This is a genomic window from Janthinobacterium sp. RA13 (assembly GCF_000745325.1).
GTDB classification, from domain to species: Bacteria; Pseudomonadota; Gammaproteobacteria; order Burkholderiales; family Burkholderiaceae_D; genus Janthinobacterium; species Janthinobacterium rivuli.
This window is the reverse complement of record NZ_JQNP01000001.1, coordinates 1,010,340-1,035,085: the sequence shown is the minus strand read 5'-3', so window position 1 is coordinate 1,035,085 and position 24,746 is coordinate 1,010,340. Positions and strand designations below refer to the sequence as shown.

Genomic DNA, 24,746 nt, shown 5'->3' with positions numbered 1-24,746 from the left:
GACCGCCGCTGGCCGCTGCGCTCTAATGGACAGCGTTGGCTGCATAGCCGCCCCATCCGTTACCGCCATGGCCCTGTCCTCGCAATTTCCCCTGCTGCAACGGCTGGCCGCCAGCCTCCATCAACTGGGCTGGCGCGACAACGCCTGGCTGGCCGTGGCGCGGCTGCTGGCGATGGTGCCGGGCGGGCGCTGCGCGCTGTACCGTTATCAATTTGTGGCGCAGGCCGTGGCGCCCGGTTCGCTGTGCCGCGGGCGCGGCCAGTCGGTCAGCGTCACGCCCTGCCTGGCCGAAGCGGACTTGCCGCCCGGTCCCGAGCGCCGGCCCGGCGCGCTGCGCGAACGCTACCGGCAAGGCGCGCAATGCCTGGTGGCGCGCAGTTCGCAAGAAGCTGGCAAGGACAGCATGGCCGGCTGGATCTGGCTGCTGCGCCACGGCTGCCAGGAAGACGAGGTGCGCGCCCGCTACGCGCTGGCCTCACACCAGTCGTCGTGGGACCTGGACGTGTGGGTGCATCCCGAGCAGCGCGGCGGCCTGGTTTTTGCGCGCCTGTGGGAAGAAGCCAACGCCGTGCTGTACGCGCAGGGCGTGCGCTGGTCGTGCAGCCGCATCTCGCGCTTCAACCGCGCCTCGCTGGGCGCCCATGCGCGCCTGGGCACGCATGCGCTGGGCACGGCCACCTTCATGCGCTGCGGGCGCTGGCAATGGATGGCCGCCAGCCTGCCGCCGTATCTGCACCTGTCGCGCAGCCCCGACGATATCCCCTGCCTGGCCTTCGATACGTCGTCCCTGCCGCACTACCCTTCCCTGGAGCTGACATGCCGCATCTTGAAGCAGTAAAGCAAATCCTCGACACCACGCTGGGCTTGAACGGGCGCCTGCTGGAATCGCACACGCCGCTGCTGGGCAGCGTGCCGGAACTCGACTCGATGGCCGTGATCGGCGTGATCGCCGCGCTGGAAGACCATTTCGGCATCATTGTCGCCGACGACGACATCCACGCGCGCCACTTCGCCACCGTCGGCACCCTGCACGATTTCGTGTTTGCAAAGCTGCGACCATGAACCGCGCCGCCCTCGACGCGCTGCCGCTGCTGCCCTTCTTCCTGCCCGCCAGCGGCGGCCAGCGCTACTGCCTGCTGCACCTGCCGCCGCCGGGCCAGGCCGCGCGCGGCGGCATTATCTACGTCCATCCCTTCGCCGAAGAACTCAATAAAAGCCGCCACGTGGCCGCCGCGCAGGCGCGCGCCTTTGCCGCCTCTGGCTACAGCGTGCTGCAGATCGACCTGTTTGGCTGCGGCGACAGCAGCGGCGATTTTAACGAAGCGCGGTGGGACATCTGGCACAACGACCTGCATCTGGCTTGCGCCTGGCTGGCGCAGCGGGTCGACGGCCCCCTGAGCGTGTGGGGCCTGCGCCTGGGCGCCCTGCTGGCCCTCGATTTCGCCAGCCGCGCGCCGCTGCCGCTGGCGCGTTTGCTGCTGTGGCAACCGGAACTCGATGGACGGCGCAGCATCGACCGTTTCCTGCGCCTGCGCCTGGCGACCGGCATGCTGGCCGGCGGCACGCAGGAAGCGCCCGGCCAGGCGCGCGCCACGCTGGCGAAAGGCGAGCCTGTGGAAGTGGCCGGCTACCTGCTGGCGCCAGAACTGGCGCACGCCATCGACGACGTCAGCGCCTCCGCGCTGCAGCCGGCCGTTCCCGAGCTGCCCGTCTACTGGCTCGATTACCAGGCGACGGAACAGACTTGCGCACCCGTGCCGCCATTGGCGCGGCAATGGCGAGAACACGGCGCCGCCGTGCACGTGGCCAGCTTCGGCGACGGCCCTTTCTGGCACAGCGGCGAACTGCTCGCATGTCCGCAACTGCTGGACGCTACGCGCGCGCTGTGCCGCGACTGGCTAGACGACGAAAGGACGCCGCCATGAAGCGCGACAGCGGGCAGCAGCACCTCGCCGGACACGCCGTGCGCGAGCTGGCCCTGCGCTTTCGCAGCACATGTGACGACGACGAGGCGCAGGCGCGCCTGGCCGGCATCCTCAGCCTGCCCGACGTGCCGGGCCCGCGCGGCGTATTGATCGTCACGGGCGGGCCGCAGTACCGAATCGGCAGCCACCGCCAGTTCGTCTTGCTGGCCCGCGCCCTGGCCGCGCAAGGCTGGCCAGTGCTGCGTTTCGACTTGCGCGGCATGGGCGACAGCGAGGGCAGCGCGCGCGACTACCGCGCCGCCGGTCCCGACATCGCCGGCGCGCTGGCGCAATTCTTCGACGCCGTGCCGTCCTTGCGCGAAGTGGCGCTGTGGGGCTTGTGCGATGGCGCCACGGCCGCCGCCTGCCATGCGCCGCGCGACGCGCGCGTCACAGCCCTGATCCTGCTCAACCCGTGGGTGCGCAGCAGCGCCGGCCTGGCGCGCGCCACTTTGCGCCATTATTATCTGCCACGCTTGCTGCAAGGCGGTTTCTGGCGCAAGCTGGCCAGCGGCGGATTGCAACTGGGCGCCAGCCTGGCCTCGCTGCGGCAGGTGGCGGCCGCCACGCAAGCACCGACAACGCAGGCAGACGACGCGCCCGCGCCGGCCCTGCTGCGGGCGCTGACGCAATTCCAGGGCAAGGTGCTGCTGATCCTCAGCGGCGACGACCTGGGCGCACGCGAGTGGCAAGCCCTGCTCGATGGCGATGCGGCCTGGCGCGGCGTCGCCGACCGCGCGCAGTGGAAGCAGGCGCAGGTCGACGGGGCCAACCACACGTTCGCCAGCGCCGCCTGGCGCGGCGAAGTGGAACAGCGGTGCGCGCGGTGGCTGCAGTCATGGTAAAAACCTCGCCAAAACGCGTGCTGATGGTCGCCTACCATTTCCCGCCGTTCGCTGGCGGCAGCGGCATCCTGCGCACCCTGGGCTTTGCGCGCCATTTGCCCGACTGCGGCTGGCAGCCGCTGGTGCTCAGTCCCAGCGCCACCGCGTATCAGCATCAGGGCGATTCCCAGCTGGCGCAGACAGTCGCGCAAGCCACCGTGCGGCGCACCCTGGCGCTGGATGCGGCGCGCCATTTGTCCATCGGCGGGCGCTATCCGCGCTGCCTGGCGCTGCCCGACCGCTGGAGTTCCTGGTGGCTGAGCGCCGTGCCGGCGGGCCTGCGCATGATCCGGCAATACCGCCCCGACGCCATCTGGTCGACGTATCCGATCGCCACGGCGCACCTGATCGCGATGACCTTGCAAAAACTCAGCGGCCTGCCGTGGATCGCCGACCAGCGCGACCCCATGCTCGACGACAGCGACCCGCTGGCGCCGTATCCGCCCGAGCCGCGCCTGCACCGCGTGCATGCGTGGATAGAACAGCGCATCGCGGCGCGCAGCGCGGCCATCGTCTGCACCACGCCGGGCGCCGTCGCGGCGCACCAGCGGCGCCTGGCTCAACTGCCCCGCGAACGTTTCCAGCTGATAGAGAACGGTTACGATGAAGACGGCTATGCAGACAGCCCTGAAAGCACGGGCCACCGCAACCGCTTCCTGCTGCTGCACAGCGGCGTAATCTATCCGTCCGAGCGCGATCCGCAAGCGCTGTTCGAAGCCCTGGCCCGGCTGCGCCATGACGGCGTGCTCCACGCCCGCAATTTCCAGCTGGTGCTGCGCGCCACGGGCCACGATGCGTGGCTGGCGGGCCTGCTGGCGAAATACGCCATCGAAGATCTGGTCAGCCTGGAACCCTTGCAGCCGCATGGCGCGGCGCTGCAGGAAATGCTCGCCGCTGACGGCTTGCTGCTGCTGCAGGCGGCCAATTGCAACGGGCAGATACCCGCCAAGCTGTATGAATACCTGCGCTGCCGCCGCCCCATCCTCGCGCTGACGGACCTGGCGGGCGACAGCGCGGCCAAGCTGCGCCACTGCGGCATCGACACCATCGGCCAGCTGGCGTCCAGCAGCGACTGCGCGCGCGCCCTGCTGCACTTTCTGGAGCTGGCGCGCCAGGGGCGCGCGCCGCTGGCCAGCCCCACGGCCATCGCCCTGCAATCGCGGCAAGCCCGCAGCAACGCCCTGGCCGATTTGCTGGACCAGGTCAGTCACAGGAGCCCACCATGAAGCATTGCTTGTTTGCCTGCGCCCTCGCCGCCTGCTGCGCCAGCGCCGGCGCCGCCGATTGTCCGCCCTACGTCAAGCACACGCCGGGCGGCGACTATACGAGCGCGGAAGACCGTTCCGGCTTGACCGTGGTCGAGAAATTCCATTTTTCACGGGCCGTGGAAACGCTCACGCAAGGCATGACGGGCAGCCTGGGCGCCGACATCAGCTACACGCTCGAACACTTCCCGAACCATCACCGGGCGCTGGCGTCGATGGCGAAACTCGGCTTGCGTCTGAAAAGCGCGCAGCCGCCCGGCGCCCGCTACACGGTCAGCTGCTACTTCGAACGGGCGATCGCCTTCGCGCCGCACGACGTGACGGCGCGCATGGTGTATGGCAGCTATCTGCTGTCCACGGGCCAGGATGCGATGGCGCTGGAACAGCTGGACGCAGCCAGCCGCCTGGCGCCCGAGCAGGCCACCATCCAGTACAACCTGGGCCTGATGTATGTGAAAAAGAAGGAATACGACAAGGCCAGCGCGCACGCGCAAAAAGCCTATGCGCTGGGTTTTCCTCTGCCAGGGCTGAAGAACAAGCTGAAGGCGGCGGGCAAGTGGAGAGAACCGCCACCCGCCGTCATGCAAGCGAAGGAAGCACCGACAGAACCGGCCGTGGCGCCGGTCGAACCTAGTGGGGAATGACGGCTGGCCGCTGGGCCACGCTCAAGTGGCCCGTTGGTGACGCGGCAATCGCGGCGGCCAGGTCACGCCGCGACTGCGCCTTGTCTTCCGCTTCGCTGATGTACGCCAGTTCGGCCGGCTGCAGCACGGTAAGAGAAAGCAGCATCACTTCGCCATACGGCGTGGCGAAGGATGGGGGAATCGTGGCCGTACCCTGGGCCAGCAGCACGCCCACCTGTTCGTTTTCGTCTTCCAGCCCGTTTGGTGCATCTTGCAAGTCGAGCACCATCGACACGCTGCCGTGGCGTTGCACCAGCAAATCGATGGAGCCATGGTCGGCCACGTTCTGGCTGACCTGGTAAATGAGGTCGAAGAGCCACGATGCCTGCACGGGATCGCCATCGAAGGCGGACAACGGCGCCTCGATGCACACTTCCAGCAAATGGCCGCGCGGCACGAACACGTCGTCGTCATCCTCGAACGGGTCGCTCAAGCCATCGCTGGCGATGAGAATCGAGTCAGGCCGGCGGATCACCCGCCACGCCTGGCGCAGCGACGGCCAGCGCGGGCCTCCCATGAAGGCGGGATTGACCAGCGGCGCCAGCACGTCGGCGTCCATGGCGCCCAGGGTGGCATAAAAGGCGTCGCGCGCGGCGCAGGCCGTGGCCAGCATCTGCGCGCCCGCTTCCTTGCCGACGACGGCGTCGTCCGGTTGCGGTACTTGGGGGATAAGGTTTTCAGGCATGCGATTACTCTAGTCGGTAGGTGGAAAATCGTGATAGGAACGGGGCAGATAAGCCCAGATGCGCGCCACCCGGCCCCGCACTTCGAAATCAAAGCCGATGCGTTCGAGTTCCGGCACGATCCACACGCCGTGATCGATGATTTTCTTCGGCAGCAGCATGGCCACGTGTTCTTCCGAATACAGGCTGATATCGAACCATTCCACGCCCAGGAAGGGGAACGGCGGATGGTAATCCCATTCCGTATCCCAGCGCGAGACATAGCCGGTGACGGAGCCGTAACGGTACGACGGCGCCCAGTCGGTGCGTCCGCGCATGAAGGCCAGCAGTTCGTTCCACTTGCAGTCGTTGGCGGCTCCCGCTTGCGGCGCCGGCCAGGTTGCGCCGCGCGATGTGGCCGCGCAGCTTGCGCTTGATGTCCTCGCCGCCGGCATCGGCCTGCGGCAGGCTGGCCTCTGCCATCAGCGCGCCACCGGCTTGACCTTGGACGCGGCCAGCACGGCGCGTTGGCGGGCCGTGTCGATATCGTCGGCCGTGGCCAGCGCCACGCCCATGCGGCGGCGGGCGAACGATTCCGGCTTGCCGAACAGGCGCAAGTCCGCGCCCGGCACGCTCAAGGCGTCGGCCACGCCTTCGAAGGCGATGCCTTTCGCTTCCAGCTGGCCGTAGATGACGGCCGAGGCGCCGGGCGAACGCAGCGCCACGTTGACAGGCAAGCCGAGAATGGCTTTCGCGTGCAGCTCGAATTCGCTCTGCACCTGGCTGGCCATGGTGACCATGCCCGTGTCGTGCGGACGGGGGCTCACTTCCGAGAACCACACCATGTCGTCCTTGACGAACAGTTCCACGCCGAACAGCCCAAGGCCGCCCAGGTTGTCCGTCACCTTGCGGGCGATGTCGCGTGAGCGCTCCAGGGCCAGCGGCGCCATGCGGGCCGGCTGCCACGATTCCACGTAGTCGCCATGCACCTGCAAGTGGCCGATCGGTTCGCAGAACTGCGTTTCAATCTGTCCCGAGGCGCCCACGGCACGCACCGTCAGCAAGGTGATTTCGTAATCGAAGTCGATGAAACCTTCGACGATGACCCGGCCCGTATCGACCCGGCTGCCGCTGGCCGCATACGCCCACGCCGCGTCCACGTCTTGCGCGCCATCGAGCTTGGACTGGCCCTTGCCCGACGACGACATCACGGGTTTCACGACGCATGGGAAGCCGATCTCCTCGCAAGCGGCCTGCAACTCCTGCAGGCTGCTGGCGAAGCGGTATGGCGACGTGGCCACACCCAGGGTTTCGGCCGCCAGGGTGCGGATGCCTTCGCGGTTCATCGTCAGCACGGCCGCGCGCGCGTTCGGGATGCACGTGATTTGCCCGGCCGCCTCCAGCGCCGCCAGGGTGTCGGTGGCGATGGCTTCGATTTCCGGCACGATCAAGTCCGGCTTTTCCAGGGCTATCAGGGCGGCCAGCGCCACGCCGTCGCTCATGTCGATCACATGCGAGCGGTGCGCCACCGGGTGGCCCGGCGCATTCGGATAGCGGTCGACGGCGATCACTTCCACGCCCAGGCGCTGCAGCGAGATGATCACTTCCTTGCCCAGTTCACCGGAACCCAGCAGCATGACCTTGATGGCGGTGGAAGACAGGGGCGTGCCGAAGGTGCGGGGCGCGATGGTGCTGCTGGTGCTAGTGGTCATGGCAGGATCTGTAAGCGGATGGAAAGATGGCTGGGACTATAGCAAATGCCGGCCCTCTTGGACAGGGCGCGGCAACGGTGCGGCCGCTGGCGGCGGCACTTGCCAGCGCAGGCAGTCGATGCAATAATTGAGAATGATTCTCAGTTAACCATCATACACCATCGTCCTTGCCGCCATGAACCCTGCCGCACCGTCCGACCTTGCCACAATGTACCGCGCCCACCACGGCTGGCTGCAGGGCTGGCTGCGGCATAAACTGGGCTGCGGCGCCGATGCGGCCGACGTGGCGCACGACACGTTCATGCGCCTGCTGCAGCGGCGCGAACGGCCGCAGCCCGCCCTGCGCGAGCCGCGCGCCTACCTGACGCGCATCGCGCAAGGCCTGGTGATCGACCATTACCGGCGCCGCGACGTGGAATACGCCTATCTGCAGGCGCTGGCCGCCCTGCCCGAGCAGACGGCGCCGTCGCCCGAAACGCGGCTGCTGATCATCGACACCCTGGTGCGCCTCGACACGGCGCTCGACGCCCTCAAGCCGCGCGCCAGGCTGGCCTTTTTGCTGGCCCAGCTGGACGGCTTGACGGGTCCCGCCATCGCCGCCAGGCTCGACGTCTCGCTGGCCACCGTCGAGCGCGACCTGGCCAGCGCCTGGCGCGCCTGCTACCGCGTCTATTACCAATGACATTTCCCATGACGGCCGCCGCCTTGCCGGAAGACCCCGTGGAGCAAGCCATCGCCTGGGCAGTGCGCCTGCAGATGCAGGGCGCCACGCCGGACGCGCTGCTGTCGCTGCAGCGCTGGCGCGAGGCCGATCCCGCTCACGAACAGGCGTGGCAACGCCTCGCCGCCATCGGCAGCCAGTTCTCGGGCTTGCCGCCGGAGGCGAGCCGCGCCACGCTCGACGCCAGCCTGGCGCTCCGCCGCCAGCGCCGCCAGGCGCTGAAAGTATTGGCCGCCATCGGTTTTGCCGGCACCGCCACCTGGTTCGCCATCGACACGCGCGCCGACTACCGCACCGGCACGGGGCAGCGCCTGGCCGTGCGCCTGCCGGACGGCAGCTTGCTGCACCTGAATGCGGGCACGGCCGTCCGGCTGCGCTTTGACGGCGCCCAAAGGCTGCTGAGCTTGCTGCATGGCGAAATGGCCATCACCACGCAAGCGGACCCACAGCGCCGGCCGTTTCTCGTCGAGACGGGCGAAGCGCGCATGCTGGCGCTGGGCACGCGCTTCACGGTGCGGCGCCTCGCTGGTGACGATGGCACCGCTGGCGCCGATGGCACACTGACGCGCCTGGCCGTGCAGCAACACGCGGTGCAGCTGCAGGCCGCTGCCGGCGTGGTGCGGCCTGAGCTGGTGCAGGCTGGCGACAGCGTCCGGACGGATGGCGCGCGCATCTGGCGCGAGCCGGCCCATGACGATCCGGCCGCCTGGCTCGATGGCGTGATCGCCGCGCGCGACATGCCACTGGGCCAGCTGGTGGCCGAACTGGCGCGCCACCGGCATGGCTTGCTGCTGTGCGACGCCGATGTCGCCCACTTGCCCGTTTCCGGCGTCTTCCAGCTGGACGATCCCGAGCGGGCCCTGCGCGTATTGCTGCACACGCAGCCCATCGTGGCCGTGTATCGCACGCGTTTCTGGGTCACGCTGAAAAAAGCGTAAAAAAGATGAGGGGATCGGGCTGGCCGCACGGCATACAGCTTGATACCACCCACATGATAGCGACCCATGACCCACTCTTTCCTGCCCTGCCCTCAGCCATTCCCAACCCTTCCCGCGCGTTCCCGCCTGGCCGGCGCCGTTGCCAGCGCCCTGCTGCTGCTCGGTGCGGCGCCCGTCCTGGCCCAGCAAAATCCACCCCAGGCCAGCAGCGCCAGCGCCATGCACGCCCTGCAGATCGCCGCCGGCCCGCTCGATGCGGCGCTGGAACAGCTGGCGCGCAAGGCGGGCCTGACGCTCACCTACCAGGCGAGCGAGGTGCGCGGCCTGCGCACGGCTGGCCTGGCCGGCAACTACAGCGCCGCGGCCGGCCTCGAGGCGCTGCTGGCCGGCAGCGGCCTGGCGGCGCTGCAGCTGGCGCCCAACGATTTCGTCCTGCGCCCGCTGCCCAGGTCGGCGAACGCGGCCACTGATGGCGCGCAGCGACTGGCCGAAATCACCGTCACGGCCGGCGGCGAGCCGGCGCTGGAAACGGAAGGCAGCGGCGCGTATGCGGCGGCACTGGCCGGCACGGCCACGCGCTTTACCCTGTCGCCACGCGAAACGCCGCAATCGCTGACCGTCATCACGCGCCAGCAGATGGATGACCAGGGCGTCCTCAGCCTGGCCGACGTGCTGCAGCAGACGCCGGGCGTAACCGTTTCGCACGACGATTCGGAGCGCTATAACTACTATGCGCGCGGCTTCAGCCTGAACAGCTTCCAGTACGACGGCGTGCCCACCTTCGATTTCAGTACCAATTCGAACGGCCTGGGCATCCGCGACATGGCCATCTACGACCGGGTGGAAGTGGTGCGCGGCGCCAACGGCCTGATGAGCGGCGCTGGCAGCCCGGCCGGCGCCGTCAACCTGGTGCGCAAGAAACCCACGCGTCAGTTCCAGGCATATGCGCAGGCGGGCATCGGCAGCTGGGACCGCTACCGCGCGGAAGCCGACGTTTCCGGTCCCCTGAATGCGGACGGCTCCGTGCGCGCGCGCCTGGTGGCCGCGCACCAAGATCACGGCTCCTACATCGACTATTACCAGCAGGACAAGAGCGTGGTCTACGGCGTCATCGAGGCCGATCTGACGCCGCGCACGCGCGTGCTGGCCGGCATCGACTACCAGAAAATCGATTCCAAGGGCTCGTCCTTCGGCCAGAATCCCCTGTTCTACACGGACGGCAGCCGGACGCGGTTCGCGCGCGCCTTCAACCCCGCCGCGCGCTGGACGGATGCGGGCAGCACCAGCACGCGCGTGTTCGCCGCCGCCGAGCACCTGTTCGACAACGGCTGGCAAGTGAAGGCGGAAGCGAGCCACTGGAAAGGCGATACGGACCAGTTGCAAGCGAATATCATCAGCTGGGGTCCCTATCCGGACCCGGCCACGGGTCTGGCCACGGTGCAGCGCGGCGCAAAAACCTATGGCATCGACAGCAATTCGCTCGATGCCTACGCCACGGGACCATTCCAGTGGCTGGGCCGCCAGCATGAACTGGTGCTGGGCGTCAACGCCAGTCACCGCAAGTCCGACTACCTGGCGTATGGCGGCGGCAATGTGGAAGTCGATTACCGTCACTGGAACAACAACGTGCCCCTGCCGGCCAGCATGGCCGTCAGCCTGACGCAACAATACAGCTTCAAGGAATATGCAGCGTATGGCGCAGCCCGTTTCAAGCCGGCCGATGGCTGGTCGCTGATCGTCGGCAGCCGCCTGAACAGCTATGAACGCACGGGCGACCTGATCTACGGTTGGGGCGGCACGGGCCGCGACGACGCGAAGGAAAAACACCGGCTGGTGCCGTATGCGGGCGCCGTCTACGACTTGAACGGCACGTATTCCGCGTATCTCAGCTATGCCAGCATCTTCGAGCCGCAATCGGTCAGCGACGCCAATGCCAGGGCGCTGCCGCCCACCACGGGAAAATCCTGGGAAAGCGGCATCAAGGGCGAGTTTTTCGAGCGCAAGCTGAACGCCAGCATGGCCATTTTTCACATCCAGCAAGACAATCTGGCCGATTACGTGGGCACGGACGCCAACGAACGGGAAGTCTACCGCCCGATCGACGGCACCACCACGCGCGGCGTGGAGCTGGAAGTGGCCGGCCAGCTGTTGCCCGGCTGGCAGGTGCAGGCGGGAGCGACGTTCAGCCGCCCGCGCGACAAGGATGGCCAGCGCATCGATACGACGCGCCCCGAACGCAGCGTCAAGCTGGCGACCAGCTACCGCCTGGGCGGCGACTGGCGCCGCCTGAGCGTGGGCGGCAATGTCAACTGGCAAGGCCGGACGTATTACCACACCGTCCTGGCAGGCAACGTGCCGGCGCGCGCCGACGAAGGCAGCTTTGGCGTGGCGGGACTGATGGCGCGCTACGAGTTCAGCAAGCGGCTCAGCGCCGTGCTGAACATCAATAATGTCTTCGACAAGCGTTATTACAGCGGCTACGGCCTGTACGGCAGCGGCTACTACGGCGATCCGCGCAACGCGCAGCTGACCTTGCGGGCCAGCTTTTAACCGGCGTACGCCCGCTTGATCTCGTCAATGTTGATTTTTTTCATGCCCATCATGGCCTTCATCACGCGCTGGGCCTTGACGGGATCGGGGTCGGTCAGCAGCTTGATCATGAGGGTGGGCACGATTTGCCAGGACACGCCGAACTTGTCCTTGAGCCAGCTGCATTGCTGCGCTTCCGGCGGCCCGCCTTCGGACAGCAGGTTCCAATAGTGATCGACCTCGTCCTGGGTTTCGCAATTGACCTGGAACGAGATCGCTTCGGAAAACTGGAACAGGGGGCCGCCGTTCAGCCCCGTAAACGTCTGGCCGTCCAGTTCGAACGCCACCGTCAACACGCTGCCCGGCTCCTGGCCGTGGATTTCCCTGCCCTCCTCGCCGTAGCGCAGGATCTGGCCGATTTTCGAATTGGGAAATATTTCCGTATAAAACCGGGCCGCCGCCTCGGCGTTGCCGTTGAACCATAAACACGGGGTAATCTTTTGTACGCTGTGCATGATGTCTCCCTGGTCCGGTGTGTGGATTGGCGTCTCTAATATAGTCGCAATTGCGCCGGCATGGCGCGCGGATCGCGCCTGTTTTGAGTGCATTACCGTCCAGGAATAGCCTCGCGCCCCAGCACACCGGCGCTGGCCAGCAGGCGCAGCCGGGCCGAGCGCCATTCCGCCTGGCAACGAATGCGCTCCTGCTGCGCCTCGAGCAGCGCCGACTGCGTGTTCAGCATTTCCAGGATATCGGCAGCGCCCAGGCCGAACTTGCGCTGCACGCTGGCCTGGGCATCGCGCGCCGCGTCCAACCACGTTTGCGAGGCGGCCAGGTTGGCCAAGGCCGTGCTCGCCTCCGCATGCGTTTTCACCAGCTCCATCAGGGTCTGCTGCTGCACTTCCTCGGCTTCCGCTTGCCTTTGCCCGGCCTGCGCCAAGGCGCCGCGCACCTTGTAATGGCGCGCAAAACCGTCGAACAGGGGAATGTTCAATGCGATGCCCACCAGGGTTTCGCGCGTGGAGGCGGCGGACAAGCCCTGGTTGGGGCGGCCGTTCTGGTAGATATTCGCCGTCAAGTCGATGCTGGGGCGGCCTTCCGACTCGGTCACTGCCACCCGTTCGCGCGCCGCCGCCAGCTGCGCCTGCGCGGCCACAATGGCCGGGTGCCGCGCCTGGGCCAGCGCCAGCCAGGTGTGCAAATCTTCGCTCAAGCCCGCCACCGGGGCATCCGCATCGTCGTCCAGGATCACGCCCGCCTCGGCCGGCAAGCCCAGCGTATAGACGAGCACGGCGCGCGCCTTCTGGAACTCGCCATCGGCGCGGCTGGCGCCCAAGGCCGCCTTGGCCAGCGCGCTGGTCGCCTGCAGGGTGTCGCTGTGCGAGCCGAGGCCCCGCTGCGCGCGGCGCTGCGTGGCCAGCACCGTTTCATTCGCCAGGGCCGCGTAGTCCTGGCGCATGCGCACATTTGCCCGCGCCGTCTGCGCCTCGAAATACGCGCTGACGGTGGTCGCCAGGATTTTTTGCAGCACGGCGTCGCGGTTGGCCAGGGCCGCGTCCAGCAAGGCTTGCGCCGAACGCTGGCCCGCCGCGCGCCCGCCAAAGTCGAACAAACGCCAGGACAGATTCAGCGAGCCCGTATTGCTGTTCAAGCTGCCGGACGGCGTGCTGGCGCCCGGATAAGCCGTGCGGTCGTGCACCCGGCTCACGCCCGCATTCAGGGTCGGTAAAAAGGCGGCCCGCGCCTCGCCCAGGCCGGCCGCCTGCAAGCGGATGCCGGCCCAGGCGCCGTGCACTTGCGCGTTGCGGCACAGGGCCAGGTCGACGGCCGCCGGCAGGGTCAATGGCACAGTCAGCAGCACACCAGCCTCATACGCGGACGGGCATGGCGCGGCATCGAGCCCGCCCGGCGATTGCGCCTGCGCCACAGCACTGGCCAGCAGCAGGCCGGTCGCGATGACCAGGGCGCGGCATCTAGCGTTCATGCAGCGCCTCCTTCTGGTGCTGCACCAGCGGCGAGAGCACATATTCGATCACCCTGCGCGTCCCCGTGCGGATTTCCGCGCGCACGGCCATGCCGGCCGACAGCGGCACCAATCTGCCGTCGATGACGATGGATGGCTGCTGCAGCGTGATCCTGACGGCATACACGGGACCCTTCTTTTCATCCTCGACGGCGTCGCGCGAGACGCTGCTGACGACGGCGGGCACGGTGCCATACTTGGTGTAGTCGAAGGCGTCGACCTTGATGGCGACCATCTGCCCTTCCTGCACGAAGCCGACGTCGCGGTTTTCCAGCACGGCGTCGATTTCCAGCCTGCCCTGGCGCGGCACGATCTGCATCAGCGCCTGCGCGGCCGGCACGACGCCGCCCACCGTATGCAGCTTCAGTTGCTGCACCGTGCCGTCGACGGGCGCCGTCAGGCGCAGCAAGCTGCCACGCGCGCCGGCGCGGCGCGCATCCTGGCCGCTGGCCGCCGCCACCCTGGCCCCTTCCGTCAGCGCGTCGTAGGCGTCCTTGCGCGTTTGCGCCACCAGGGCCGCGCGTTCGCTGCGGGCCGACGCCAGCTGGCCGGCCAGGTCGATGCGCGCCTGCTCCTTTTCCAGCCACGCGTGTTCGGCCACGTCGCGCGTCGCCAGCAGCGCGTGGTAATCGCCGGCGCGCTGCGCGGCCAGCGGCAGCGCCTGGGCGTAGCGGGCGATTTCTCCATCGAGATGCGCGAGCCTGGCGCGGAAACTCGCGTACTGGCCATCGAGGTGGCCCTGCGCTTCTTCGCGCTGGGCGGCGGAGGCGCCATCGGGCGCCGCCAGCCTTGGCAGCGTCAAGCTGTCGATGGCGGCGATCAGCGCGCGCGAACGGGCCATTTGCAGCGCGGCCGCCACGGCGTCGCCGGCGGCCTTGTCGCGTTCGGCATCCGGGCCGCGGCTGTCGAGTTCCACGAGCAGCTGGCCAGCCTGCACGGCTTGCCCCTCGCGCACATGCAGGGCGCGCACGGCCGCCACGTCGACGGAAGCGATGGTCTTGCTGTTACCGGACGGAATGATCTTGCCGGCCGCATTGACGATGATGTCGACCTGGCCGAAGACCGCCCACAGCACGACGCAGCCAACCAGCAGCATCAGCACCTGGGCCGTCAGGCGCAAGGACGGCGACATGGGCCGCTCCTGCAGCGCCAGCGCGGCCGGCAAAAAGGCCGCCTCGTCTTCGCTGAGCACGGGGCCGCTCAATGCCGCGCGGTCGCGCCAGCTGTGCCGCAGCACCTGGCCGTAACGTTGCAACAGCTCGCCATACGCGGCCAGGCGGTGGCCGGCGCTCATGTTGCGTCCCCTGTTGCGCTCCCGTGCGTGCCTTGCTGCAGGCTGTACAGATGGGCGTAGATGCCGCCCGGGTTCGCCAGCAGCGCGTCATGCGTGCCCAGCTCGGCCACCTGCCCCCGCTCCATGACGACGATGCGGTGTGCTTCGCGCACGGCCGACAGGCGGTGGGCGATGATCAGCACGGTGCGTCCCGCGCAAATGCCGCGCATATTGTCCTGGATGATTTTTTCCGATTCGTAGTCGAGCGCGCTCGTCGCTTCGTCGAAAATCAGGATGCGCGGATCGCCGATGAGGGCGCGGGCAATCGCGATGCGCTGGCGCTGGCCGCCGGACAAGCCCGTGCCGTGCTCGCCCACCATGGTGTCGTAGCCTTCTGGCAATTCGCAAATGAAATCGTGGGCACCGGCCAGTTTCGCCACGGCGATGACGGCGTCGATGGGCAGCGCCGGGTCGCTCAGGGCGATGTTGTCGCGCACGGAGCGGTTGAAGAGGATATTTTCCTGCAGCACCACGCCGATCTGGCGCCGCAGCGAGGCCGTGTCGATGACGGCGATGTCCTGCCCGTCGATCAGCACCTTGCCCCGTTCGGGAATGTACAGGCGCTGCGCCAGCCGCGTCAGGGTGCTCTTGCCGGAACCGGAACGCCCGACGATGCCGATCACTTCGCCGGGCGCGATGGCGATCGACACATTGCGCAGCACTTCGGCCGCATCGGGCCGGTAGCGGAAACCCACCTGCTGGAACTCGATGGCGCCCGCGATGCGCGGCAGGCGCGCCTTCTGGCTGCCCGCTTCCACACGCGCGTTGAGGATGTCGCCGAGCCGGCTCATCGAGATGCCCACCTGCTGGAAATCGTTCCACAGCTGCGCCAGGCGCAGGATGGGCGAGGCCACCTGCCCGGCCAGCATATTGAAGGCGACCAGTTCGCCCACCGTCATCTTGCCGTCGATGACGAGGGTCGCGCCCCACCACATGATGGCCGCCGTCACCAGCTTGCTGACGAGGGTGACGCCGCCGCTGGCCAGCATGCCGATGTTATTCGCCGACAAGCCCGCCGACACATAGCCGGCCAGCTGCTTTTCCCACTGCTGCTGCCAGCGCGGCTCGACGGCCATGGCCTTGAGCGTGTCGACGCCGCTGATGGTTTCGACCAGGAAGGACTGGTTTTCCGCGCTGCGGTTGAATTTATCGTTCAGGCGGCCCCGCAGCACGGGCGTGAGCAGCATCGACAGGGCCGCGTAGACGGGAATCGAGGCCAGCACGACGATGCTGAGCGCCGCGCTGTACCACAGCATGGCGGCAATAAAGATGAAGGAAAACAGCAAATCGAGCACCAGGGTCATGGCGTTGCCGGTGAGGAAAGAGCGGATGTTTTCCAGTTCATGGATGCGCGCCACGGAATCGCCCACGCGGCGCGCCTGGAAATACGCGATCGGCAAGGCCAGCAAATGGCGAAACAGGCGCGCGCCCAGTTCCACGTCGATCTTGCTGCTGGTGCGCGCGAATACATAGGTGCGGATGAGGCCCAGCACGGCCTCGAAGACGATGGCGCACACCAGGCCGATGGCCACCACGTGCAGGGTTTTCATGGCGTGGTTGACCAGCACCTTGTCCATCACCACCTGGAAAAACAGGGGCGTGGCCAGACCGATCAGTTGCAGCACGAAGGAAATGAGCAACACTTCGCCCAGCAGCCTGCGGTATTTGACGATGGCGGGGATGAACCAGCTGAAATCGAAACGGGCCGTCTCCCCCGCATAACTGGCCTTGCTGGTGAAAAAGATCAGTTCGCCCGTCCAGGCGGCAAGGAAGGCTGCCCGGCCGAGGATTTGCGGCGGCTGGCCCGGATGCTGGACCAGCACCTTGCTCACGCCGTCAGCGTCCGTCTCGACCTTGCCGAGGATAAAGAAACGGCCATCCGTATCGATGGCGATGGCAGGCAGCGGCGCTTGCGCCAGCCTTTCGGGCGCCTGGCGCACCAGTTTGGCCGTCAAGCCAAGTTGCCGGGCCGCCAGCAGCACGGTTTGCCGCGTGAACACGGCCTGGCCGAAAGCGTGCTTGAGCTGGGCGCCATCGGCGGCGATGCCGTGCAGGCTGGCCATCAGCAGCAGCGACAGCAAGCCCGTGTCGGGCACAGCTTGTATGGACGGCGTATCGTTACGGTAGGAGAGGACTGTCATCGGGCAATATCAGAAATTCAATGGCGCAGCCGGGCCGTGGCGGGTCACCCCGGCCCGGCTGCGTGAGGGTGGATCTAGTTGCTCAACGGTTTAATGCGCTGCCGCCAGCTGGAGCTGCGTCGACGGGCCGCCTTGCGCCGACCACGGCGCCGATGCGGCGGCCGGCACGGCAAAGCCGGCCATCGCTTGCACCAGCTGCGCGGCATCCGCTTGCCAGCCGCTGAAACCGCCCTGGCTGGCGGCGCTGATTGGCTGCGCGGCGCGCCAGTTTTGCGCCAGCACCGGCGCCAGGATGGCGGCCGTGCCGGCAGGCAGAGTGAGCTGGCCGGCTGGCGGCGGCGTCAGGCTGGCCATCGCCTGCACCAGGTTTTGCACTTGGCTGCCCAGCAAGACCCGGCCATCGGCCATGCGGAATTCCTCGATGCGCCGCTCCGCGCTCTCGTACCAGCCGGTGACGGTGATCTTGTCGCTGGTGCCGATGGTGCTCACCTCCAGAGCCGTGCCCACCTGGCGGAACCACAGCTGCTCGGCGCTGACGCCGGCCAGGAAGGACACGACATCGCGGCTGCCCGCCTCGTTGGCCTCGTTGATCAAGTCGGCGCCGTCGCCGCGGGCGAAGATGTAGGTGTCGTTGCCCAGCACACCAGCCAGGATGTCGTCGCCCTTGCCGCCTTGCAAGATATCGTTGCCCAGGACGCCCAGCAGGGTGTTCTTCAGTTCATTGCCGATCAACACGTCATCGAACTTGCTGCCGACAACCGCGATGAAATTGGCCGCCACATCCACGCCCGGACGCGCCGCCAGTGCCGTGCCTGCGGGGGCGAAGGCAACCGTCGCGCCAGCGCTTGCATTGACGTAATTGAGCGTGTTGCCCGCACCGCCGCCGTCGAGCACATTGCCGCCGGGGGTAGTGACGAAAAAGAGGTTGTTGGTGAAGGCGCTGCCCGTCACCGTCAGGCCAGGGGCGCCGAGGCGCACATTCTCGACGTTGTCGGCCACCGTGTAGTTGACCGTGGTAAACACGGTGTCGCTGCCGCCATTGCCCCGTTCGACGATGAAGTCGCCACTGTGGTTGACGTGATAGGTGTCGTCACCGCCCAGGCCTTCCATCAGGTCGGCGCCGGCCGTGCCCTTGATGATGTCGGCATTTTCCGTGCCGACAAAGGTTTGCTCCGTCAACTGCGTGGGGCCGTTGAAGTGCCAGGCCTGGGACAGCACGGGCGCCAGGGCGGCGGCGGTGCCCGCCGGCAGGGTCAGCTGGCCCAGCGGCGGCGGCGCCAGGGTCGCCATCGCCTGCACCAGCAGTTGCACGTCGGCGCCGCGCAGGACGTGGCCGGCGGCCGTGCGGAATTCCTCGATGTTCGGCGCAGCCTTGTTCCAGGCGCGGATGGTGATCTTGTCCGTCGTGCCGATGGTGCTCACTTCCAGGTCCGCGCCCACCTGGCGGAACCACAGCTGGTCGATGTTGACGCCGGCCAGGAAGGCGATGGCGTCGTAATTGGCATCGGCGGACGCTTCGATGATGACGTCGGCGCCGTCGCCGCGCGCAAAGACATAGGTATCATCGCCCAGGCCGCCAGTCAGCACATCGTCGCCCTTGCCGCCTTGCAAGGTATCGTTGCCGAGCCCGCCAGACAGGGTGTTGGCCAGTTCGTTGCCGATCAGCACGTCGTCATAGGCACTGCCTGTCACGCTGGAAATATTGACCAGCACATCGCTGCCAGGCAAGAGCGCGCTACCGCCGACGACGGGAACGATGGTCGCCGTGGCGCCCGCCTTGGAACCCGCGTAAGTAGCCGAATTATTGCTGCCGATGCCATACAACAAGTTGCCGCCAGCAACGTCGACGTGAAAGACGTTGCCGCTGCCGTTACCTGTCACACCCACGCCCGCGGCGGCCAGGTGCACCTCTTCGATGTTGGCGCCCATGGTGTAGCTGACCGTCGTGTAGACAGTGTCGCGGCCGCCGCCAGGCTGTTCGGTCACCACGTCGTAGCCATGGTTGACGTAATAAATGTCGTCGCCGGCCAGGCCCGCCATCACATCGGCGCCCGCCGTGCCCTTGATGATGTCCGGATTCGCCGTGCCAGTGAAGACGCCGTTGCCGGGCTGATTCGGTCCTTCCGTGCGCCAGTTCTGCGCCAGCACGGGAGCCAGGACGGTGGCTGCGTAGATTGGCAAAGTCAGCTGGCCAGCCGGTGGCGGCTGCAGTGCGGCCATCGCCTGCACCAGGTTTTGCACGTCGCTGCCCAGCAGCACGCGGCCGTCGGCCGTGCGGAATTCCTGGATGCGGGGCGCGCTGCCCGCGCTGAACCAGCCGTTGATGCTGATCTTGTCGCTCGTGCCGATGGTGCTCACTTCCAGGTTCGCGCCCACCTGGCGGAACCACAACTGGTCGGCGCTGACGCCGGCCAGGAAGGAAACGACATTGTGGCCGCCGCCCTCGACCACCTCGGAGATGATATCGGCGCCGTCACCGCGGGCAAAAATATAGGTATCGTCGCCCGCTACGCCGAACAGCGTATCGTCGCCCTTGCCGCCCCGCAAGGTGTCGTTGCCGATGCCGCCAATCAGGAGGTTCTTGAGTTCATTGCCGGTCAGGACGTCGTCGAACTTGCTGCCCACGATGCTGGCGAAATTGACCAGCACATCGCTGCCCGGCGCTGCCGCCACCGGACCACTGGCCCCGGACAGGGTGGCCGTCACGCCTGTGCTGGAGCCAAGGTAATTGACCGAGTTGCCCGTGCCGCCACCGTCGAGCACATTGCCGCCGGCCACGCTCACATGAAAGATATTGTTGGTGTTGGCGCTGCCCGTCACCGTCAGGCCGCTGGCGGCGAGGCGCACGTTCTCGACGTTGTCGGCCACCGTGTAGTTAACGCTGGTATACACGGTATCGGTGCCGCCATTGGCCAGCTCGACAATCACGTCGCCGCTGTCGTTGACGTAATACGTATCGTCGCCGGCCAGGCCTTCGAGCACGTCGGCGCCCGCGGTGCCGCTGAGCACATCGGCATCCGGCGTGCCGGTGAAGCGCTGCAGCGCCGCGGCGGCGGCACTGTTCAGGTATGCCTCGATGGCGGAAATGCCGTCATCTGCGGAGGTGGAAGTGTGCGATGCAAATTTTTCAGTCATGTTGCAGTTTCCTGTCGTTAAACGTCAAAACCAAGAATGAATATGTCGGCGCAAGCCGGCATGCAAGGCAAAAGTCCCGGCCGCATCCACTTGCCGTTCAGCGTGCACCTTCAACGGTCCGGCACTTTCGGCGCATGGACGGCGCGCGGTTGGGCGTCGCCACGCATGCACCCCCTATTGACGTTAAAGCGGGCAGAACACTGTTGTTTGTCATGCAAATGTCACACTGCATGGAGGAGAGAAGAGGAAAGGCAACGCTGGTTTGTACGGCTGGCCTATTGTTTTCGTGCAGTCTTTTCTGTCACCGCTGCACCCATTGTGCGAGAATGCCCCACCCCCCCTGGATGGTGCGCATGATGACCAAACTCGCCGCAAGCATCACTGTAATGACACTCGCGCTGGCAGCTTGCAAGCCGGCAGCCACGGCTCCTGCGCATGACATTCCCGCGGCCATGCGCCAGACGGCGACCACCTTGCTGCAGTCAACATTGCTGCACGCGACCTCGATTGCCGTCGTGTATCGCGGCAAGGAATTCATGCTGCATCAAGGCGAGCTGGAGACGGGAAAAGCCAATCCGCCGAACGATACAACGCTGTATGAAATCGGCTCGGTCAGCAAAACTTTTGCCGGCCTGCTGCTGGCGAACGCTGTGCTCGATGGGAAGGCGGCGCTCGACGATCCCATCCAAAAGTACCTGCCGGACGCCTACCCGAACCTGCAGTGGCAGGGGCAGCCAGTGCGCTTGCGCCATTTGATCACGCACACCAGCACCATGCCGGGCATGCTGCCTTTGCAGGTGAACAGCATATTGAAGGATTTCACCGCACACGCCACGCCGGCAAAGCTCAATGCGGCCTACGCCAGCTACGGACAGCAGCAGTTCTGGCAAGACTTGCACACAGTCAGCATCACAGGTCCGCTAGGCAAGGACTACGCCTATTCCAGCGCCGGCACCGAACTCATTGCGCACACGCTCGAAACAATCTACGGCACGCCCTATGAAGTCCTGCTCACGCAATTCGTCGCGCGCGAAGCGGGCATGCGCGATACCAGGCTGAGAATCGCTGCCACGGATGCCGGCCGGCTGGCGCCCGGCTACCACAGCGACAATCCCGTCGTGACAACACCGATGCCGCAACTGCCCTGGGGAGCGGCGGGCAACCTGAAGTCGACCTTGCCGGACATGGCAAAATACCTGCGCCTGCAATTGAGCGCCCATCCTGCGGTCATCGAATCGCACCAGCCGCTGGTGCGCTTTCAGGACGACTTCAGCATTGGCTACTTCTGGAACATCGGCAGCAATAGCCAGTTGGGCACGCATTATGTACACCATGGCGGCGTGCCGCGTGCGCAAAGCTACGCCTGGGTCGTTCCCAAATATCAGCTGGGGGTCTTCATCATCACCAACCAGAGCGGCGACGCGACCGCCGGCGCCATGGAAAGCGCGCTGGCGCATATTTTCGACACGGTGGCATCGATGGAAAGCGTGGAGTAGGCCGCCAGCAATACGCTGGCTTCAAAGTTTGGCGAGATGGCGCTTATCTGCCCGGCGCCGCGCGCACGGTAGCGCCGGCCACCTGCAACTGCAATGGCGCCAGGGAAGCGTCCTGCCTCATGGCAAGGCGCCAAAAGTCTGATCCTGCAACTGCTGCACCAGGAAATCGATGAACACGCGCAAGCGCGGCGGCAGGTGGCGGCTGGCTGGCCACAGCAGCCAGAAGGCCGTGCGCGCCTGCGTATGCTCGTCCAGCAACGAGACCAGTTGCCCAGCCGCCAGCTCGCGCTGCACGGCAAACGCGGGCAGGTAGGCGATGCCCTGCCCCTGCACGGCCAGGTAGACGCGCATTTCCACGCTGTTGCAGACCATGCCGGGCGCCGGCTGGACAGTCTCGTCCATCAGCGGCCATTGCTCCAGGCGGCCCGTGGCGGGAAAGCGGTAGTCGAGGCGCGCGTGCCGCAGCAGCGCGGCGCCATCGGCGGGCCGGCCGTGGCGCGCCAGATAGGCGGGCGACGCCAGCAGCAGGCGGCGGAACGTACAGAGTTTGCGCCGCATCAAGCTTGAGTCGGCCAGCTCGCCCGTGCGCACGACCGCATCAAAGCCGTCGCTGACGATGTTGACCATGGCGTCGGAGAAATCAAGGTCGAGTTCGATGGCGGGATAGGCTTGCATGAACGCGCCGATGGCCGGCTCGAACAGGCCGCTGTAGCGTGGCAGGCTGATGCGCAGGCGGCCGCTGGGCGCGCCGCCCGATTCGCCCAGCTCGCGCTCTGCCGCTTCCACTTCCGCCAGGATGCGCTTGCAGCGCTGCAGGAATTTTTCCCCTTCCGCCGTCAATGCCAGGTGCCGCGTGCTGCGCTGGAACAGGCGCGCACCGAGCCGCGCCTCCATGCGCGCCACGCTCTTGCCGACGGCCGACGATGACAGACCCAGCAGCCGGCCCGTGGCCGAAAAACTGCCGCTGTCGGCCACCTGCACGAACATGGCGATGCCACCCAAGCTATCCATTTGCACTCCATTCACGACATTTTTGTCCGATATGTTGATCAGTTTAGCCCATTTTTCTTCAATGACGGGCGCGCCATACTCGCCCCTCTTTCTTTCATATCCGACACCTATGTCCTCTTCCTCACCTCTTTCACTCCCGCTGCAAGTGCTGGCCGCTTGCCTGACGGGCTTGTTGATTCCCCTGTGCTTCACGGGCCCGGCCGTGGCCCTGCCCGCCCTCGGTGCCGAATTGCACGGCAGCGCCGCCGCCCTGAACTGGGTCATCAATGCGTATATCCTCAGCTATGGCAGCGCCATGATGGTGGCCGGCAGCCTGACGGACGTGCTGGGACGGCGCCGCGTCTGGCTGGCGGGCCTGGCGCTGTTTTGCGTGGCGACACTAGCCATCGCCCACGCGCCATCGGTGGCTTGGATCGCCGTGCTGCGCTTCGTGCAGGGCCTGGGCGGCGCGGCCGCGTTCGCCGCCGCCATGTCCTCGCTGGCGCCCTTGTTCCACGGCGCGGCGCGCAGCCGCGTGATGAGCGTGCTGGGCACGACGTTCGGCCTGGGCCTGGCCTTCGGTCCGCTGGCCGCCGGCGCCATGCTGGCACTGGCCCGCTGGCCCGCCATCTTTTATGCCACGGCCGTGCTGGGCGCCATCGGCATGCTGCTGGTATGGGTCAGCGTGCCGGCCGATCCGGCGCGCGGCCAGGGCCGGCTGGACTGGCCCGGCGCCATCAGCTTCAGCGCCGCGCTGGGCCTGCTGACCCTGGGCATGCTGCTGGCGCCCGAACACGGCTGGCGCCACGGCGCCGTGCTGCTGTCCGTCGCCGCATCCGTACTGCTGTTCCTCGCCTTTGTCGCCATCGAGCGCAGGACGGCGCGGCCCATGCTGGATTTGTCGCTGTTCCGCCAGCGCCGCTTTGTCGCCGTGCAAGTGCTGGCCGCCTCGCCCGCCTTCCTGTTCATCGTGCTCATCGTCATGCTGCCGGGGCGCTTCATCGGCATCGACAACATGTCCGCACTGGCGGCGGGCCGGTTGATGATTGCCCTGGCAGCGCCGCTACTGCTCGTACCCATGCTGGCGGCGCTGCTGTCGCGCTGGGTCGAGACGGGCGCCCTGTGCGCGGCGGGACTGCTGCTGGCCGCGGCGGGCCTGGCCTGGCTGGCCCAGGTGCTGGGCCATGGCGGCACCGCGGCGCTGGCCGGCCCCCTGCTGCTGATCGGCGTGGGCATCGGCTTGCCGTGGGGCTTGATGGATGGCATGGCCCTGAGCGTGGTGGAAACGGAGCGGGCCGGCATGGCGACGGGCATCTTCAATACCGTGCGCGTCAGCGCCGACGGGGTGGCGCTGGCGCTGGCGGGTTCCTTGTTGGCCGGCCTGATCGGCGCGGGCCTGGCGCAGCAACTACCAGCCGAGCTACCCGTGCTGGCCGCCGCCAGCCGCGCCGCGCTCGGCGATATCGAGCAGGCGACACAGCTGCTGGGCGGCCAGGAAGCGCTGCTGCGCGCCAGCTATGACGCCGTCTTCCGCCAGCTGCTGCTCGGCCTGGCGTTGCTGGCCGTGGCGCTGGCGGCGCTGGTGCCGTATCTGCTCAGGAAGAAAGAAAAGCGCCTGACAAAACCGTAGCGAGCGGAAGGTAGAGGTGGTCGAGAAGCGCAACCGTACTAGAGTACGGTGAGCATAGCAGGCCGCCTATACCGACGCGCAGTAGGTTTTGGACGGTGCTTTAGGTGTCCAGGCCGTAGAACACCGCGACAAGGATGGCGATATTGTTGCAGGCGCGCGCGAACGCCGTTGTCGCGTAGGCAACGGCCACGCTGGGGCCGCGGTAGCGCAGGTAGACAAAGCTGAACATGGCGCCCGACCCCAGCGCGACGATGGCGTGCAGCAAGCCGCCGCTGATGAAATGCACGACGGCCCACAGGATGGCGCCGATAAAAACGCTCAGTTGCCGGCTGGCGCCCAGGCGCCGGAGGATTTCCAGCGGCAGCAGCTGGCCGAGGAAGGTTTCCAGGATGGGGGAATAGATGACGACCCAGAACACCAGCAGCGGCAGCGACATTTCGCGCTTGAACTTGGACAAGCCCGTGTGCGCCCCCCAGTATTCGGGCGGCAACAGCCATTTGGTGATAAACAGGATGGCAAAGCACAGCATGCAGGTGAGCAAACCCCAGCCGAGACCGGCAAGGGCCAGCTGCAGCACGGGCGGCGCCGGTTTGTCGTCGTCCGGGCTGGATAGATCATGGCTGCTGCGCACTTGCATGAG

General features: G+C 66.9%; 21 protein-coding genes. 11 read left to right on the top strand and 10 right to left on the bottom strand.

Going from position 1 to position 24,746, the window contains the following annotated elements:
• The first annotated feature begins 25 nt into the window (after positions 1-25).
• From FG13_RS04335 to FG13_RS04310, 6 genes are read left to right on the top strand one after another with little or no spacing between them, the layout of a single operon-like run.
• On the top strand, positions 26-838 hold the full coding sequence (locus tag FG13_RS04335) for a hypothetical protein (RefSeq protein ID WP_081922426.1): 813 nt from the start codon (positions 26-28) through the stop codon (positions 836-838).
• Positions 817-1,062, top strand: coding sequence for an acyl carrier protein (locus FG13_RS04330; RefSeq protein WP_035818693.1), 246 nt, complete (start codon positions 817-819; stop codon positions 1,060-1,062). Before FG13_RS04335 ends, FG13_RS04330 begins: the two co-directional genes overlap by 22 nt.
• Complete coding sequence (locus tag FG13_RS04325; RefSeq protein ID WP_051958509.1) at positions 1,059-1,925, top strand: hydrolase 2, exosortase A system-associated; 867 nt, start codon at positions 1,059-1,061, stop codon at positions 1,923-1,925. Before FG13_RS04330 ends, FG13_RS04325 begins: the two co-directional genes overlap by 4 nt.
• Complete coding sequence (locus FG13_RS04320; RefSeq protein WP_152598674.1) at positions 1,922-2,809, top strand: hydrolase 1, exosortase A system-associated; 888 nt, start codon at positions 1,922-1,924, stop codon at positions 2,807-2,809. The genes FG13_RS04325 and FG13_RS04320 overlap by 4 nt, the downstream gene beginning before the upstream one ends.
• The gene (locus FG13_RS04315; protein ID WP_235211663.1) at positions 2,803-4,074 is read left to right on the top strand and encodes a glycosyltransferase; all 1,272 of its coding nucleotides are present in this window, start codon (positions 2,803-2,805) and stop codon (positions 4,072-4,074) included. The genes FG13_RS04320 and FG13_RS04315 overlap by 7 nt, the downstream gene beginning before the upstream one ends.
• Complete coding sequence (locus FG13_RS04310) at positions 4,071-4,757, top strand: ABC transporter permease (RefSeq protein WP_200880251.1); 687 nt, start codon at positions 4,071-4,073, stop codon at positions 4,755-4,757. Before FG13_RS04315 ends, FG13_RS04310 begins: the two co-directional genes overlap by 4 nt.
• Here the strand turns inward: FG13_RS04310 and FG13_RS04305 are convergent.
• The 3 genes from FG13_RS04305 to purT all read right to left on the bottom strand — a co-directional run bounded on the left by FG13_RS04305 (position 4,744) and on the right by purT (position 7,170).
• Positions 4,744-5,481: a hypothetical protein gene (locus tag FG13_RS04305; protein WP_081922424.1), complete on the bottom strand. Its 738-nt coding sequence runs from the start codon at positions 5,479-5,481 to the stop codon at positions 4,744-4,746. The genes FG13_RS04310 and FG13_RS04305 overlap by 14 nt on opposite strands.
• Before the next feature lie 9 nt (positions 5,482-5,490).
• Positions 5,491-5,796, bottom strand: a complete 306-nt coding sequence (locus FG13_RS04300) for a DUF6678 family protein (protein WP_051959555.1) — start codon at positions 5,794-5,796, stop codon at positions 5,491-5,493.
• Between the two features lie 144 nt (positions 5,797-5,940).
• On the bottom strand, positions 5,941-7,170 hold the full coding sequence (gene purT / locus FG13_RS04295) for a formate-dependent phosphoribosylglycinamide formyltransferase (protein ID WP_035818690.1): 1,230 nt from the start codon (positions 7,168-7,170) through the stop codon (positions 5,941-5,943).
• A gap of 175 nt (positions 7,171-7,345) precedes the next feature.
• Here purT and FG13_RS04290 point away from each other — a divergent pair, with 175 nt between their 5' ends.
• The 3 genes from FG13_RS04290 (at position 7,346) to FG13_RS04280 (ending at position 11,379) form a co-directional block, all read left to right on the top strand.
• Positions 7,346-7,852 (top strand): sigma-70 family RNA polymerase sigma factor, encoded by a 507-nt coding sequence (locus FG13_RS04290; protein ID WP_035818687.1) that lies wholly within the window; start codon positions 7,346-7,348, stop codon positions 7,850-7,852.
• An 8-nt stretch (positions 7,853-7,860) separates the two neighbouring features.
• On the top strand, positions 7,861-8,829 hold the full coding sequence (locus FG13_RS04285; RefSeq protein ID WP_035818685.1) for a FecR domain-containing protein: 969 nt from the start codon (positions 7,861-7,863) through the stop codon (positions 8,827-8,829).
• Positions 8,830-8,895: 66 nt separating this feature from the next.
• Positions 8,896-11,379: a TonB-dependent siderophore receptor gene (locus FG13_RS04280; RefSeq protein WP_051958508.1), complete on the top strand. Its 2,484-nt coding sequence runs from the start codon at positions 8,896-8,898 to the stop codon at positions 11,377-11,379.
• Here FG13_RS04280 and FG13_RS04275 read toward each other — a convergent pair.
• The 5 genes from FG13_RS04275 to FG13_RS31150 all read right to left on the bottom strand — a co-directional run bounded on the left by FG13_RS04275 (position 11,376) and on the right by FG13_RS31150 (position 19,990).
• On the bottom strand, positions 11,376-11,873 hold the full coding sequence (locus FG13_RS04275) for a VOC family protein (protein WP_035818682.1): 498 nt from the start codon (positions 11,871-11,873) through the stop codon (positions 11,376-11,378). The two genes, FG13_RS04280 and FG13_RS04275, sit on opposite strands and share 4 nt — an antisense overlap.
• A 92-nt stretch (positions 11,874-11,965) precedes the next feature.
• A complete protein-coding gene (locus FG13_RS04270) occupies positions 11,966-13,342 on the bottom strand; it encodes a TolC family protein (RefSeq protein ID WP_051958504.1) in 1,377 nt (458 codons plus the stop codon).
• Positions 13,332-14,675 carry an HlyD family type I secretion periplasmic adaptor subunit gene (locus FG13_RS04265; RefSeq protein ID WP_035818679.1) on the bottom strand — a complete coding sequence of 448 codons (1,344 nt, stop codon included), beginning with the start codon at positions 14,673-14,675 and terminating at the stop codon, positions 13,332-13,334. Before FG13_RS04265 ends, FG13_RS04270 begins: the two co-directional genes overlap by 11 nt.
• Positions 14,672-16,855 (bottom strand): type I secretion system permease/ATPase, encoded by a 2,184-nt coding sequence (locus FG13_RS04260; protein WP_051958503.1) that lies wholly within the window; start codon positions 16,853-16,855, stop codon positions 14,672-14,674. Before FG13_RS04260 ends, FG13_RS04265 begins: the two co-directional genes overlap by 4 nt.
• 90 nt (positions 16,856-16,945) lie before the next feature.
• Complete coding sequence (locus FG13_RS31150; protein WP_035818676.1) at positions 16,946-19,990, bottom strand: calcium-binding protein; 3,045 nt, start codon at positions 19,988-19,990, stop codon at positions 16,946-16,948.
• Positions 19,991-20,343: 353 nt separating this feature from the next.
• Here FG13_RS31150 and FG13_RS04250 point away from each other — a divergent pair, with 353 nt between their 5' ends.
• Positions 20,344-21,486: a serine hydrolase domain-containing protein gene (locus FG13_RS04250; RefSeq protein ID WP_200880250.1), complete on the top strand. Its 1,143-nt coding sequence runs from the start codon at positions 20,344-20,346 to the stop codon at positions 21,484-21,486.
• 117 nt (positions 21,487-21,603) lie between these two features.
• Here FG13_RS04250 and FG13_RS04245 read toward each other — a convergent pair whose 3' ends face one another.
• Complete coding sequence (locus tag FG13_RS04245; protein ID WP_035818674.1) at positions 21,604-22,497, bottom strand: LysR family transcriptional regulator; 894 nt, start codon at positions 22,495-22,497, stop codon at positions 21,604-21,606.
• A 109-nt stretch (positions 22,498-22,606) separates the two neighbouring features.
• Here FG13_RS04245 and FG13_RS04240 point away from each other — a divergent pair, with 109 nt between their 5' ends.
• Positions 22,607-24,106 (top strand): MFS transporter, encoded by a 1,500-nt coding sequence (locus tag FG13_RS04240; RefSeq protein WP_152598673.1) that lies wholly within the window; start codon positions 22,607-22,609, stop codon positions 24,104-24,106.
• 100 nt (positions 24,107-24,206) lie between these two features.
• Here FG13_RS04240 and FG13_RS04235 read toward each other — a convergent pair whose 3' ends face one another.
• A complete protein-coding gene (locus FG13_RS04235) occupies positions 24,207-24,743 on the bottom strand; it encodes a CPBP family intramembrane metalloprotease (RefSeq protein ID WP_035818668.1) in 537 nt (178 codons plus the stop codon).
• Positions 24,744-24,746 lie beyond the last annotated feature (3 nt).